Origin of the sequence: Paenibacillus macerans (assembly GCF_050565405.1) — a bacterium.
GTDB classification, from domain to species: domain Bacteria; phylum Bacillota; class Bacilli; order Paenibacillales; family Paenibacillaceae; genus Fontibacillus; species Fontibacillus macerans_B.
Genome location: NZ_JBNYYG010000096.1, coordinates 1 through 13,755 on the forward strand (window position 1 = coordinate 1; position 13,755 = coordinate 13,755).

Below are 13,755 nucleotides of genomic sequence, written 5' to 3' on the forward strand. Positions count from 1 at the left end.
GGTGGGGGAGGAGGCCTCCTCCCCCACCACCACATCCTCCTGATGGATGTTTCTACTGGTTTACACAAACTTCTTGACGCTACCGGAAATGGCGAAATGTATGCGAATTTTCAGCTACATTCACGCTTGAATCGACCGAAGTGGCGAGTTGTATACGATTTTTCGTATACATTCCATCGAAATCGGCGGAAATGGCGAAATGTATGCGAAATTTCAACTACGTTCACGCTCGAATCGACCGAAGTGGCGAGTTGTATACGAATTTACATACTCAATCCGGCGGTCGGGTCCCGCCCAGGGACGGCAGCCCGTCTGAGACAAACCAAAATCCGCCCAATAGCGGCAAGCGAAGCGGGGCTTTGCTTGACAAACCAAGGCGTGTTTGTTTTTTTGCTGCGTCAAGCGCACCAATCCGCGCCAGTGGAGCCTTTTATAATAGGAAATAGCCCGGTACAAGGGCAATAAAATATGAGCGATCATATTACACAGGATACCGCCCAATTGAACAAGTTGGGCTGATCCTTCGTTGAGCTTGGCATTTGATTTGGCGAGGCATCTAGATACAACTGCAGCAAGGCAGTAAAATAAGATTGTCCTCAGCGCATAATTCAAGTTCGCCCTTACCGCTAGGTGGGGGCTGTTTGATTCTCATCTATCCGTACAACGCAGTAACCGTACAATGCAGTAATGATTTCATACGTGTATCATTTAAAGATATTTATATTGTAAGCTTGCGGCAAAGAAAAAAGCCCATATGGAGAGTACCGGGCGTCAAGAAAGGACATGCAAGGGATTGTAACCGTAAAGGCCAATATCGACCATCTGTTCGGTCTGACGGACGCGCAGAAAAATAAAAAAGGAGCGATAGCGACATGACGCGACATGAGGTGCGAAGCGCCGACTTCGGGCCAAATTGGCCCGAAGTCGCAGGGTTTGGGGAAGGCACTCCCAACAAGCAATTTTTGAAATTTCCCGTAAGGGAAAATCTCAAAAATGTGCAAGTTAGTATCAATACACTTGCCCTGCTTGCCGTTTAGCGACATGCCCGGAAAAGCCCTTTTTCCGGTAGTTTGGCGTTTTTCGCTTTTGGCACGTTTTGGGCTTCGCCCCGCGCTAAAAATACAGATACGGACTGGAAAAGCCGAAGCGGCAGAGCGCAAAAGGCGAGGGCTTTAATCCTCCCCCTGCCCCGTCAAGTTTTATGGCCCCGTCTAATATTCCGCTCTCTTGGCATATCACACCCTCCCTATACATTGTATAGGCCATAGTATGTGACTTGGAATGTTGCGATGTACGGTTGTGGTGCATGAAATAAGTCATACTCTTTCTATGTTAGTAAGATATTCGTGTCAATCTCGATTTTTTATAGGGTCTCTTTTCGTCTGTTGACAAAACAATGTTCTGTAGTTATTCTGACTACAGAACATTGTTTTGTGGATAAGGAGGGCGTTATGTCTCGTACTGTAAAAGCACCAGATGTAAGGCGGCAGGAACTTATAGGAATTGCTTTGAAACAATTTTTAGAAAACGGCTATGAAAAAACGTCTGTCCGCTCTATTTTGAAAGAAGCGGATGGAGAAATTGGTATGTTCTATCACTATTTCAAATCCAAGAATGAGATATACGAAGCGGCTTTAGAGAATTACAATGAGAAATACATTTCCAAATTCACCGAAATTATCAACTCTTCCAGTTTGAGTTTTGAAGAGAAGCTGAATCAAATATTTACCCGCCTACCAGATTCTATTTCCGAATATAGCCAGATGTATACCGAAAAAATAAATCCTGAAATTATGGCGGTATTGCTTTCCAGAACGTTGCTTAAAATGGTTCCTTTGTTTGAAGAGATCATTCTTGATGGCTTAGAAAAGAATATCATGAACGCACCTGTACCCAATATTCATTTGCTAAGTCAATTTATTCTTTTTGGTATGAGCGCTGTTATACACGACATTGAAGTGAACTCTATGGAAGAAAAATTCAGCCATATCAAAGCACTTCTTTCTAAAATATTGGATACAAAGTTGGGGGAGGCATAAGATGATGGCAAATAAAAAGGAACTCTGTTCCAAGTTGGATTGGTAGAGCCGATATCCTATGTCAGTAAGCTGTCAGTTCTTTCAATGCACTCTTGGCTATTTTTGGAATGAATCAATAGTAGGAGGTATCATAATGAAAAGCAATAAACTGCACATCTATACTGAACGTCATATTTTGCGAAACCCGGCACTTACTGTTTTGATGAAAATAAGCGTTGATGGGCATTTTGATGAACCACGTTTTGAAAAGGCCTTGCTGACATTAAGAAATGTTCACCCATTGCTATATTCGTCCGTTATCATTGATAATGACGGAGTGGCTTATTATCGTGAAAACGCCGTCCAACGGCTTGAATTGCATTGTGCTATACGTGAGCGGCAAAATCAATGGTTGGAGGTTGCCGAAACCGAAAACAAGCGGCCTTTTAACTGTGAACAAGGGCCACTCGTTCGATTCTTCGTGTTTTACAGTGAAACGGACTTCGATATTCTTGCCACTGTTCATCATTTGATTGGCGACGGTGACGCTATTGCCCGTTTGTTGCGGGACGTGGTAGCTGCTTATGTGGGTACTGATTTGTCATATCAAGAACAAATACTCATTTCAAGTCAAAATGATTTCCCGCATAGCGCAAGACCAACTTTCCTTGTAAAAGCATTTACCCGATCAATAAATAAAATGTGGGATAAAGGTGAGCAGCCCCGTTTTGGAGAACATGAATATCAAGAAATGTTTTGTAACTACCATCAAATAGCAGATATTGGATTATCTTATTCAACGATAAACGCAAGTGAAATATATGACTTACACAAAGCATGTAAAGCGCATGGCGTAACCATAAATGAAGCGATTGTTACAGCATTTATTATGGCTATGCAAGAAAAGCGGCCACACATGAGCAATGAAAAAACGGTTGTAGGGATTCCAATAAATATGAGGAAACAACTTTCATTGTCCACTGATGATTGCTTGGGCAACTTTGCTTCGGCTGTTACCATCAAAGTGCGCTACGAAACAAAAAAAGATTTTTGGCAAAATGCCGTTCGGATGCGAAGCAAGTTGAAATCAAAGTTGAAATCGGCAAAAGCGCCGTGGGTAGTCTTAAATCTTTATTCACTCTTGAATCCTTTGCTTATTGACGCTATGTATTTTGCCGCTTATGGCAAATGTGATGATATGGCGGCAAAGAAAGCGGCGGCCATGCTTTCGGTTGATAATCCTTCTTCTACGGCAGTATCTAATCTTGGGCGGTTGAATTTTGATTGCCGGATTGGTTCATGCCACATTCGCGATATGGTATTCTTTGCGCCCAAAGCTCCCGGCAGTTATGTTGTGCTTGGAGTCGCCACATTAGGCGATACAATGCAGATTGGATTTAGCTATGATCGTAAAAAAATATCCTCGGATACTATGGGAAATGTCAGCTCAACGATACTTGAATTACTGAAAAATGCTTGATACGAAAGCCACATAATGCGGTAAATTGGAATAATTAAATTCCTGTTTAGCGGGACGCTTTCATTCGTCTTTTCCCCTGCATTTTATTATCGGTTCTTTAATTTTTTAATCACTTCTGAATATTTTGGGGCTATTCGCAAAGCTCCATAAACGGCGGTTTTGATAATCAATAAATACCAGCCGTATTATCTATACGGAAAAAGAGTACTCGATGCTTGTTGACACCATCAAAGTATACGAAAACGAAATGTTCCAGTCGCCCCAGTCGTGTCAGTCGCCTCCAAATGCACCAATCCGCGTCAATCCGTACTTAGCCGCATCAAGCTGCGCCAAGCCGCGGACATCGCCAAAGTCCGTCAGCCCCCGTCAGTTCTCCGTCACCGCCCAAAGCTTTAGCCGGGGCCTGCATTATGGTAGAATAGGGGGAATTATCCTGCAGGGCAGGGTACAATTGGAAGCAAGGAGAGAGGGAGATACTCATGGCGATGACGCAGGAGCCTGTCGTCCGGATTCAGGATGTCAGCAAAAGAATCGGCGCCAAGACGCTGATCGACCGATTGACGCTGGATATCCCACCGGGACAGGTGTTCGGTTTTCTGGGGCCGAACGGGGCCGGGAAAACGACGACGATCCGGATGATGGTCGGTTTGATGGCGATATCGGAAGGCGATATTTTGATTCAGGGGGCCAGCATCAAACACGATTTCGAGCAAGCGATATCGCATGTCGGCGCGATCGTGGAAAACCCGGAAATGTACAAGTTTCTGACCGGGTATCAAAATCTGCTGCATTACGCCCGGATGTCGCCGGGAGTGACGAAGCAGCGGATTTGGGAAGCGGTCGAACGGGTCGGCATGCAGAATCGCATCCATGACAAGGTCAAAACCTACTCGCTGGGGATGCGCCAGCGGCTGGGGGTTGCGCAGGCCATCTTGCACCGGCCGAAGCTGCTGGTGCTGGACGAGCCGACCAACGGGCTCGATCCGCAGGGCATCCGCGAGCTCCGCGACTATTTGCGGGTGCTGACGCGGGAGGAGGGCACGACCGTGTTCGTCTCCAGCCATTTGCTGTCGGAAATGGAGCTGATGTGCGACACGGTCGCGGTGATCCAGCAGGGACGGCTCGTTGACGTCAAGTCCCTGCATCCGGAAGGCGGAGAAGGCCGGGAGCGGGAAACGGCCTTCGAAGTCAGCGAGCCGCAACGGGCCGCGGAGCTCATCGGTGCCGGGCGAATCGAGGGAGGCCGGCTGGTCGTCTCCGCGGACCGGGACGCGGCGGCGGAAATCAATGCCAAGCTGGTCATGGCGGGCATTGCCGTTTACGAGATTCAGGCGGTGACGCGTTCGCTGGAGGATCAATTCCTGGAGTTGACGGGAGGGAAGAAAATTGAATAGCTTTCTGATGCTTGTCCAAAACGAAAATATGAAAATTTACCGGCGGGTCCGCACCTGGATCATGTTTGCGCTTCTGGTCGTGCTCAACATCCTGTTCGGCGTGTTGTTCTCGCTGGATGGGGGCGCGCGCAGCTTGAGCGCCTGGGACGCCTTGGACCAGCTGTCCTTCCTGTATTATCTCGTCAGCATTTATGCGGCGGTCGTGGCGGCCGACATCGTTGCCGGCGAGTTTACGTGGGGTACGATCAAGCTGTTGCTGATCCGCCCGTGGACGCGCACGAAGGTGCTGCTCTCCAAGCTGTTGGCCGTGCTGCTGTTTACGCTGGCGATGACGGCGGTGTTTTTCGCTTCGGCGCTGGCCGTCGCTTTCGTCATTTTCCCCAATACCTCGTCGCAAATGTTCCAGCCGGGGGTAAGCCCGCTCGGAACGATACTCGAAAGCTTACTTTACAGCTATGTCGACCTGCTGGTGATCACGGTGTTCTCGTTCATGGTATCGACCGTGTTTCGCTCCAGCGGCATCGCGATCGGGCTGTCGATCTTCATTTTGTTCGCGGGGAACATCTTTACGATGCTGTTTAACCCTATCCGGTTCCCGTGGGCTAAATATATGCTGTTCAACAATATGAACCTGAACCAATACCGCGGGGGACAGATCGGGCCGGCTGGCATGACGTTGGGCTTCTCGGCCGGCGTGCTTGCCGCGTACGTCCTCCTGTTCCTGGCCGTCGCCTGGCTCGTGTTCAAGAAGAGGGACGTGGCGGCCTAACAGGGCCCGACGGCAGCAACAAATCCAAACAAAAGCTTCCGTATGCTCTTTCGCAGCGGAAGCTTGTTTATTTCGGCGCGTTCACTTGAGACTACCCCGCTTGGGTCTGCGCCGCTTTTTTGACTTTTTCCTTCGGGGAGGAGGGAGCGGGGGCCGGGGCCTTGCGATCCATTTTGCTCGAACCGTTGAGCAAACCGCCTTCGACGATGACCAGCTTGGCGACCTCCACGTTGCCGTCGACCTGGCCGCTGCCGGTGATCGTCAGTTTTCCGACGGTCGAGATGTCCCCGACGACTTTGCCGGCGACGATGACCTCGGCTCCCTTGATGCTCGAATTGGCTTCGCCCGTCTCGCCGATCACGACCTGGCCGTGGCATTCGATTTCCCCGTGGACTTTGCCCTCCACCCGCAGGTTGGATTGGCACTCCAGCTTACCCTCGATGGTGCTGCCTTGGCCGATGAGCGTATCGGTCAGGCTTGCTGTTTTTTTTCCGTCTTTAAACATCGTCATGCAGTCCTCCGTTTCAATTAAGGTGCGCTACTTTAAATAGGGCATTGGGTCGACGGCGTTGCCGCCCTTAACGATTTCGAAGTGCAGATGGGGCCCCGTGCTGCGGCCGGTGCTGCCCAGGTTGCCGATGCTTTGCCCCTTCGTCACCGTATCGCCGACGGATACGTCGATGTCGCTTAAGTGCATGTACCAGCTTTGCAGGCCGCCCGGGTGCTCGATCACGATATATTTGCCATGGGACCCGTCCTTATCGGCGCTGACGACCTTGCCCGCCCCGGCGGCATATACGGGATCTCCCACCTTGCCGGCGATATCGATTCCCGCATGGAAGGCCGCGCGGCCGGTAAACGGATCGGTGCGGTACCCGAAATCGGAGGTCAGGCGAGTGGATAGCGTAGGCCATTCCGACGGCGTGCCGGAGATCGTATATTGGGTTTGCTTGGCTTTTTTCAGCGTAACCGGGACGTTCTTCTCCATTTCATCCAGCATCTCGCTCATGGCCAGAAAATCGTCCTTCGTCTCCCGGGCCAGCGCTTCGATCTCATTATCGTGCACCGCGATGAATTCGCCGCCGACGCCGCTTGCGTCGAGCGCGTCCAGCGACTCGTCCCAAGACAAGGAGGACAGCTTGCCCAGATCCTTCGGATCTCCGTTGCCGTATTTATCGATAAACTTCTGCAGCTCGGCTTCCAGCTCCGCTACCCGCTCCATGCGGTCCATCATGTCCTTGGATTGGCTGGACAGCGTGATCACCTCGTTTTGCAGGCGCTGGATCGCTTCGTCCTTGTCGGTGACGATCGCTTCGAAGGCAAGGTCTTGCTGTTGCAGCCGGCTCTCCAGACGGGAAACAGTCTGATTCGATTGAATTTGCAGACTGACGATCAGACCGGAAATGGATAGCAGCGCCAGCAAAGGCACAGCGATGACCAGCGGCTTGGAAACTTGAACCTGTTTGACGGGCTGGTTGGCATCCCGAAGGACAAGCAGCGTCATCCGATTCGGATTCGGTAGGCTTACACTCCTCATGGCATCCCCTCCCCTACTCTTGGTTGGTTCTATAACTTATCTATTCCTATGACTCTTAAATCATGTCAAAAAACTGGTCCTGTCTAATATAAATGTCGACCCTCGGCGCCGACGATTACAGCGAAGCGATGAATAAATCAGGAGCCGGATGGTCAATGCTGATGGCAGGGGAGGGTGGAATACATGATCTGGCTTATCGTCATTTTGTCAGCTTTTATCGTTCAGACCGCATTGATCTTGATCCTGGAATTCCGCAATCCCGGCAAGGCCGTGGCCTGGCTGTTCATTCTATTCCTTTGCCCGGTGTTCGGTATAGCTATCTATTATTTCGTGGCCCACGACTATACGAAGCGAAAAATGCTGCGAAGCCGAACGCCAAGACTGTTGCGGGACGTCAAGGAAAGGCTGCGGCGGCAATCGGCGATCGTCGAAACGCCCGAAGGCATGCATAATCCCGAATTTCGGCACCAGGAGCGGTTGTTCGGGCTGCTGACGCACGGGGCGGCCGGCCCGATTACCGGAAACAATCGGACGCAGGTGTTCTCTGCCGGAGAAACCGCGTTTGCCGCCATGCTCGCCGAGATGGAACAAGCGCGCCATCATATTCATATCGAATTTTATATTTTTCGCGGAGACGCGATCGGCACGGCCTTCCAGGAGGTGATGATCCGCAAAGCCCGCGCGGGCGTTCAGGTGCGTTTGGTCTGCGACGGCCTGGGGAGTTACCGTTTGCAGCGTTCCTTCGTCCGCAAGCTTCGGGAGGAGGGGGTCGAGGTGTATTTTTTCCTGCCGCCGTTCCTGGCTGCCTTGAAACGCCGGGTGAATTACCGCAATCACCGGAAAATCGTCGTCGTGGACGGGACCGTCGGGTTCGTGGGCGGGCTGAACGTGGGGGATGACTATCTCGGTTTATATGACAAAATGGGCTATTGGCGCGATACGCATTTGCAACTGGAGGGAGACGCGGTTTACGATTTGCAGTTGGCCTTCTTGAACGATTGGCATCTGGCGTCCGGACAGCGAATCGGCGACGCCGCTCTGTTCTCGGCGCAAGGCGGTCAAGGGAAGGAGCAGGTGCAGATCATGACCAGCGGCCCTAACCAGCCGAGAAGCACGATTCAGGAAATGTGCTTTAACGCCATCGCGGTCGCCAAGCGGAGGATCTGGATCGTATCGCCTTATTTCATCCCCGACCGGAGCGTGTACACGGCGCTCATGACGGCGGCGTTAAGCGGGGTCGACGTGAAGATCATCATGCCTTACCATTCGGACAGCCGGCTCGTGAAGCTGGCTTCGTTATCCTACGTGGAAGAACTGATGCGGGCCGGGGTGGAATTTTATCAATACACGAAGGGCTTCATCCATGCCAAGGTGATGATCGTGGACGATCTGCTGGCATCGGTCGGCACGGCCAACATGGACATGCGCAGTTTCTTCTCCAATTTCGAGATGACGGCGCTGCTGTACGATGCGGAACCGTTGCGGCGTCTGTTGCGGGATTTCGAGCAGGATGTGAGCGACTCGCTGCCGATCCTGCTGCCGGAATTCGTCCGGCGCAGCCGCTGGCAAAAAGGGCTGGAGCTGTTGGCGCGGCTACTGTCGCCGCTGTTATAAAGACTTTTGGAATGGACCGTCGATTATGCCCGAACCGGCGTTTTCAAATGCCGCAAGATCAGCTTGACCGATTGCGGGGGAACGGCTTCCAGCAAGTCGCCCCGCTCCTTCAGGCGCTGCCCGATATTGAGCAGATGGAAGTCGGCAGGCGCGGGATTGCGCCGTACCTCGTCCCATGTCAACGGGGTCGATACGCTGGCCGCCTCTCGCGCTCTGGGGGTGTAGGGAGCCGCGAGCGTTTTGCCGCCGTAATGCTGCAGGTAGTCGAAGTAGATTTTATCGCCGCGGTCTTTTTTGAGCCGTTCGATGGTGAACAGGTTCGGATGCTTTTCGGTGACGTAGCGGGCCACGAATTGGCCGATCGAGCGCAGTTCGTCGAAGGTGACGCCGTATTCGATCGGCACGATGATTTGCACGCCGGTGGCGCCGGACGTTTTCGGCACGGAGGACAAGCCCAGCGAGGACAATACATCGCCGACGATCGCGGCGGCCTCCATGATCCTTGGCTCCTTCTCCAGCGTCGGATCGAGGTCGATCATCCATTCGCAAGGGAGATTCTCCCCGACGTAATGCAGCGAAGGATGGAACTCGATGCAGGCGAGATTGCCGAGCCACAGCAGCACGGGAAGGCGATCCAGCACGACGTAGCGGATGTTCTCGTGAACCTCGGTGCGAACGAACGGAGGCAGCGGCGCGGGGGCATTTTTCTGGTAAAAAAATTTCCCATGGATACCGCCGGGATAACGGATCGTCGTGAGCAGTCGATTCCGGCAGTATTTCAGCAGGTAAGGAGAAAGCTCGGCCAGCTTTTCCAGGTACATCATTTTGGTGATCCCGGCTTCCGGCCAAAGCAGCTTGTCGGGATTGGATACGGGCACCTCTTCGCCTTCCACGGAGATGGTGCCTTTAATCGTTTTGGGCATGGCGTGGTTAAGCCTCCTTTCATGCCGGGCAAGGGAATGCGCCGCAAAGCATCTTCTCCTTAGGCTTGCCTGGGCGGGCCTAAACTATGAGCGCTTTGCCGGGAATGGAACGGGAAGGCCCAGGGCAAACTTGGGAAAAACGTCCGAGGACTTCATGCCGCAGGAAGGAGGCCGGCAGGAGACTGCAGGCCGAAGCATTTGCCGGATGAGTGCAGCCGGAGGCGAGAGGGGCATGAGACAACGCATGAATTTGAAACCGGTGGTTCCCTTTGAACCGATTCAAAGCGAAACGATCCCGCAAGGGGAGGAATGGATGGCCCAGGTCAAATGGGACGGCGTGCGGATGTTAACGTATTTCGACGGCCGCGAGGCCCGCCTGATTAACCGGAAAAGCAATGATCGCACCAAGCAATACCCGGAGTTTCACGATGTGCGTTCCTACTGCCGGACGGACTCGGTCATTCTTGACGGGGAGATGATCGCCTTGGCGGGCGGCAAGCCTTCCTTCCACGAAATCATGCGTCGGGACAGCCTCCGGCGGGAGCAGGAGATCCGTTTTGCGGCCGGCCGGATTCCGGCCATTTATATGATCTTCGATATATTGTACCTGAACGGGGATTGGGTGAACGGAGCAACGCTGGCGGAACGCCAAAGGCGGCTGCAAGAGGTCGTCATCCCATCCGAGCGGGTGCAGTTGGTTCCCAATGTGGCGGATGGGGAGCTGCTGTTCGGCCTGATGAAGGAGCGGGGCTGGGAAGGCATCGTGAGCAAAAGGCTGGATAGCTCGTATGCCATCGGCGGCAAGGACGCGCGCTGGCAAAAAATGAAGCTGGCCCGCGACCTGTATGCGGCCATCGGCGGGGTCACGTACCGCGACGGCACAGTGAACGCGATTCTGCTCGGATTGTACGATCAGGAGGGACGGTTCACCTACATCGGGCATGCCGGCAGCGGCAAATGGAAGGTGCAGGATTGGCGCGACCTGACGGAGAACGTGAGACCGCTGATCGTGCCGAACCGGACGTTTTTCAACGTCCCCGAGCGCATCAAAGGGGCCGTCTGGATTCAGCCGGCCCTGACGGTGAAAATTCAGTTTCTGGAGTGGACGCCCGGCGGGACGATGCGGCATCCGATCATTCAGGGATGGGCGAACGTGCCGCCCGAGGCCTGCGATGTCCGGCAAAGCTTGTAAAGGGTCGAATGCGGCTTGTGTCCGGAGGCTGCTTTTGCTATTGCGCGACAAGACAAGCTCCGGACAGGCTCCGGCTTCGCTTGGTTCCTTGCGCCGCTTTGCTTGATTCTGTGTGCCGCTTCGCTGGGCTCCTTGCGCCGTTTTTGCTTGGTTCCCTGTGCCGAAGCACCAGAACGATAAAGCCTAACGGACACCAAAGCCCTCCTTATTTCGCCTCCAATGGGGCTGTCCACATTGTAACGGACCGAGGAGACCTTATTCGCCTTCAAGGGCTCGGAATCCCCAGCTTTGGAGACCAGTAAGGTCTTTGGTGTCCGTTACAATGGGAAATACCCGGGAAATGAGCGAATAAGGTCATTACGGTCCGTTACGAAAGACAGGCTTGCAAGGATCGCAAAAACTACCGCTAAACGCGGTCAGTCTTCTTTGAATACACGTCGATGGCCGTTTTTCTTACTTAGCCTCCGGTTTGGCGGAGGTCCGGCGCTTGGGCTTCGGCTTGACGGCTACGGTAGGCACTGTCCCGGCTTCGGCGGCCCCGGCCGGCTCTTCCTTCGCTTTCTTGGCGGCCGGCTTGCGCGTCCGTTTGGCCGGCGCGGCGGCGGTTCCCGGGTCGGTGGCGACCGGCTTGACCGCTTCGATGCTGGCCTGCAGCGCGGCCATCAGGTCGATCACGTTCGTCTCCGGCTTGGCCGGGGCCAGGCTGATCTCCTCGCCGGCTACTTTTTGCTCGATCAGGTGCAGCAATCCTTCGCGGTAGTCGTCGGTGTATTTTTCCGGCTCGAACGGGGTGGACAACTGCTCGATCAGCATTTTGGCCATCGTCAGCTCTTTATCGTTGACGTTGATATTCTCCGGCAGGTTCGGCACCTGGGAGACCGGGCGGATTTCGTCCGGGTAAAAAATCGTTTCGATCGCCAAGCAACCCTCCATCACGCGGATCGCGGCCAGGCTGCTCTTGGAGCGGATGGCGATTTTGGCAATACCGATTTTTCCCGATTGGCGCATCGCCTCCAGCAAGAGCTGATAGGCGTTTCCGCCGGCCTGATCCGGGGACAGGTAATACGTCTTCTGAAAATAAATAGGATCGATCTCCTGCAAATCCACGAAATCGATGATGTTGATCGTTCGTTCGGCGTGCGCCGACAGGCTCTCCAATTCTTCCTTCTCGAACAGGACGAACTTGCCTTTTTCGTATTCGTAGCCGCGGGAAATATCCTCCCAATTCACGTCCACGTCGCAGGACGGGCAACGACGCACGTAAGAAATCGGGCTTCCGCAGGTTTTATGAATGTATTTCATGGAGATGTCCTTGTCTTCGGTGGCCGAGAACATTTTGACCGGCACATGGACCAACCCGAAGCTGATCGCTCCTTTCCAGACGGTATGCATGAAATTGCCCCTTTCTTGATTAACGGATCACTCGTAGTGGTTGCAAGTACGGTTAGTATGGGTATAAAAGTTTTTTTCTATTTATGGAAAAAGGGTGGGGGCCCGCATCAAGAGCCGGAGGGGAGAGGCTGGTTCCCGGGGTTGCCGCACTTAAGCCGCCTGTTCGTTCGGCGGTTGCGGGTGGTGCGGCGTACCGATATAATGAGGACATACGTTTTGGTGGGGAAAAAGGGAAGCGAGCAAGGGAGTGCCGGGGGCCGCATGGCGAGCATGCCGGGGACCAAGGGAACCCACTGCGCTCCGCAACGGACTCCAGAGGCGTTGTTTTGCCGAAATCGAGGGCATTAAATTTGTAACGGACCGCAGAGACCTTATTTACCGCGAAATCGACATTTTTCCTTCCGTTTAGGCCGAATAGCGTCTCGGAGGTCCGTTAGAACGGGAAATACCCGGATATGGGCGAATAAGGCCGCTACGGTCCGTTAGGTGCGTTAGGTGACGATAAATGTTCCGAAACGCGCGGGAAACCCAATCGGTCGAGTGCGGGAACCCGAGAACAAGCTAAAAAGGTGGGTAAGCACGGGTGAACTTGGAAATGGACGGCGCCTCCGCGCAATTGGTATATGAGGCGGAAGGCTTGGACGGAACGGAGAAGCTGGCGGCCTCTTTGGCTGCGCTGGCTCAGCCGGGCACGGTCATCGCGTTGGACGGGGATTTGGGAGCCGGGAAAACGGCATTCTCCCAGTTGTTCGCGAAGCATCTCGGCGTCAAGGACACGGTCAACAGCCCGACCTTTACCTTAATCAAGGAGTATGAGGGCCGGTTGCCTTTTTATCATATGGATGTGTATCGGCTATCGCTCGAAGAGGCCGATGAATTAGGATTGGACGAGTATTTTTACGGCAGCGGCGTGTCCTTGGTGGAGTGGGCCAGCTTGATCGATGAGCTGCTCCCGGGGGATTTGCTGCATATTTACGTGGAGACCGTGTCGCCGACGGCGCGGCGCATGCATATCAAGGGCCGGGGCGAGCCGTATGAAGCCTGGGTGTCGGCCCTGAAAGAGAATGGAGTATCCTGAACATGAGCAAAAACGAAACGCATTTGCCGCTGCGGCGGATCCTGGCGTTGGATACCTCGACTTCCGCCTTGGCGGTCGCGGTGATGGAAGACGGCCGGCTGCTGGCGGAACGGAACATTCATGCCGAACGGAATCATTCGGCCTATTTGGTGACGGCGATCGGGGAATGTTTGGCGGCCGCAGGGCTGGCCAAGCGGGATTTGACCGGGATCGCCGTCGGGATCGGGCCAGGCTCCTACACCGGGATCCGGATTGCCGTAACGACGGCCAAAACCATTCCGTTTGCCGCTTCCGACCCGTTGCGCGTGCTGACTTCCTGTATTCTCGGCTCGGCGATCGCGGGAGGGCTGACCCAGCT

At 53.6% G+C, this 13,755-nt stretch carries 12 protein-coding genes; 8 read left to right on the forward strand and 4 right to left on the reverse strand.

The window, feature by feature from the left end:
- The first annotated feature begins 1,451 nt into the window (after nucleotides 1–1,451).
- The 4 genes from ACQ4N8_RS27500 to ACQ4N8_RS27515 all read left to right on the forward strand — a co-directional run bounded on the left by ACQ4N8_RS27500 (nucleotide 1,452) and on the right by ACQ4N8_RS27515 (nucleotide 5,661).
- On the forward strand, nucleotides 1,452–2,039 hold the full coding sequence (locus ACQ4N8_RS27500; RefSeq protein ID WP_430707555.1) for a TetR/AcrR family transcriptional regulator: 588 nt from the start codon (nucleotides 1,452–1,454) through the stop codon (nucleotides 2,037–2,039).
- 133 nt (nucleotides 2,040–2,172) lie between these two features.
- The gene (locus ACQ4N8_RS27505; RefSeq protein ID WP_430707556.1) at nucleotides 2,173–3,498 is read left to right on the forward strand and encodes a condensation domain-containing protein; all 1,326 of its coding nucleotides are present in this window, start codon (nucleotides 2,173–2,175) and stop codon (nucleotides 3,496–3,498) included.
- Between the two features lie 485 nt (nucleotides 3,499–3,983).
- A complete protein-coding gene (locus ACQ4N8_RS27510; RefSeq protein ID WP_430707564.1) occupies nucleotides 3,984–4,892 on the forward strand; it encodes an ABC transporter ATP-binding protein in 909 nt (302 codons plus the stop codon).
- On the forward strand, nucleotides 4,885–5,661 hold the full coding sequence (locus tag ACQ4N8_RS27515; RefSeq protein ID WP_430707557.1) for an ABC transporter permease: 777 nt from the start codon (nucleotides 4,885–4,887) through the stop codon (nucleotides 5,659–5,661). The genes ACQ4N8_RS27510 and ACQ4N8_RS27515 overlap by 8 nt, the downstream gene beginning before the upstream one ends.
- A 91-nt stretch (nucleotides 5,662–5,752) precedes the next feature.
- On the opposite strand, the gene ACQ4N8_RS27520 is transcribed toward ACQ4N8_RS27515, so the two are convergent.
- The gene (locus ACQ4N8_RS27520) at nucleotides 5,753–6,172 is read right to left on the reverse strand and encodes a bactofilin family protein (protein WP_430707558.1); all 420 of its coding nucleotides are present in this window, start codon (nucleotides 6,170–6,172) and stop codon (nucleotides 5,753–5,755) included.
- 27 nt (nucleotides 6,173–6,199) lie between these two features.
- Entirely contained in the window at nucleotides 6,200–7,198 is a 999-nt protein-coding gene (locus ACQ4N8_RS27525) for a M23 family metallopeptidase (RefSeq protein ID WP_430707559.1), read from the reverse strand.
- A gap of 183 nt (nucleotides 7,199–7,381) precedes the next feature.
- Between ACQ4N8_RS27525 and cls the strand changes: the two genes are divergently transcribed.
- Nucleotides 7,382–8,812, forward strand: a complete 1,431-nt coding sequence (gene cls / locus ACQ4N8_RS27530; protein ID WP_430707560.1) for a cardiolipin synthase — start codon at nucleotides 7,382–7,384, stop codon at nucleotides 8,810–8,812.
- Between the two features lie 23 nt (nucleotides 8,813–8,835).
- Here cls and ligD read toward each other — a convergent pair whose 3' ends face one another.
- A complete protein-coding gene (gene ligD, locus ACQ4N8_RS27535; protein ID WP_430707561.1) occupies nucleotides 8,836–9,735 on the reverse strand; it encodes a non-homologous end-joining DNA ligase in 900 nt (299 codons plus the stop codon).
- A 244-nt stretch (nucleotides 9,736–9,979) separates the two neighbouring features.
- Between ligD and ACQ4N8_RS27540 the strand changes: the two genes are divergently transcribed.
- Nucleotides 9,980–10,927 carry a DNA ligase gene (locus ACQ4N8_RS27540; protein ID WP_430707565.1) on the forward strand — a complete coding sequence of 316 codons (948 nt, stop codon included), beginning with the start codon at nucleotides 9,980–9,982 and terminating at the stop codon, nucleotides 10,925–10,927.
- Nucleotides 10,928–11,380: 453 nt separating this feature from the next.
- Here the strand turns inward: ACQ4N8_RS27540 and ACQ4N8_RS27545 are convergent, their stop codons facing one another.
- Nucleotides 11,381–12,319: a Ku protein gene (locus ACQ4N8_RS27545; protein ID WP_430707562.1), complete on the reverse strand. Its 939-nt coding sequence runs from the start codon at nucleotides 12,317–12,319 to the stop codon at nucleotides 11,381–11,383.
- A gap of 595 nt (nucleotides 12,320–12,914) precedes the next feature.
- On the opposite strand from ACQ4N8_RS27545, the gene tsaE reads away from it, so the two are divergent.
- Nucleotides 12,915–13,397 (forward strand): tRNA (adenosine(37)-N6)-threonylcarbamoyltransferase complex ATPase subunit type 1 TsaE, encoded by a 483-nt coding sequence (gene tsaE, locus ACQ4N8_RS27550; RefSeq protein WP_430707566.1) that lies wholly within the window; start codon nucleotides 12,915–12,917, stop codon nucleotides 13,395–13,397.
- 2 nt (nucleotides 13,398–13,399) lie between these two features.
- Nucleotides 13,400–13,755: tRNA (adenosine(37)-N6)-threonylcarbamoyltransferase complex dimerization subunit type 1 TsaB (gene tsaB, locus ACQ4N8_RS27555; protein ID WP_430707563.1), on the forward strand; the 356-nt coding region annotated here is incomplete at its 3' end.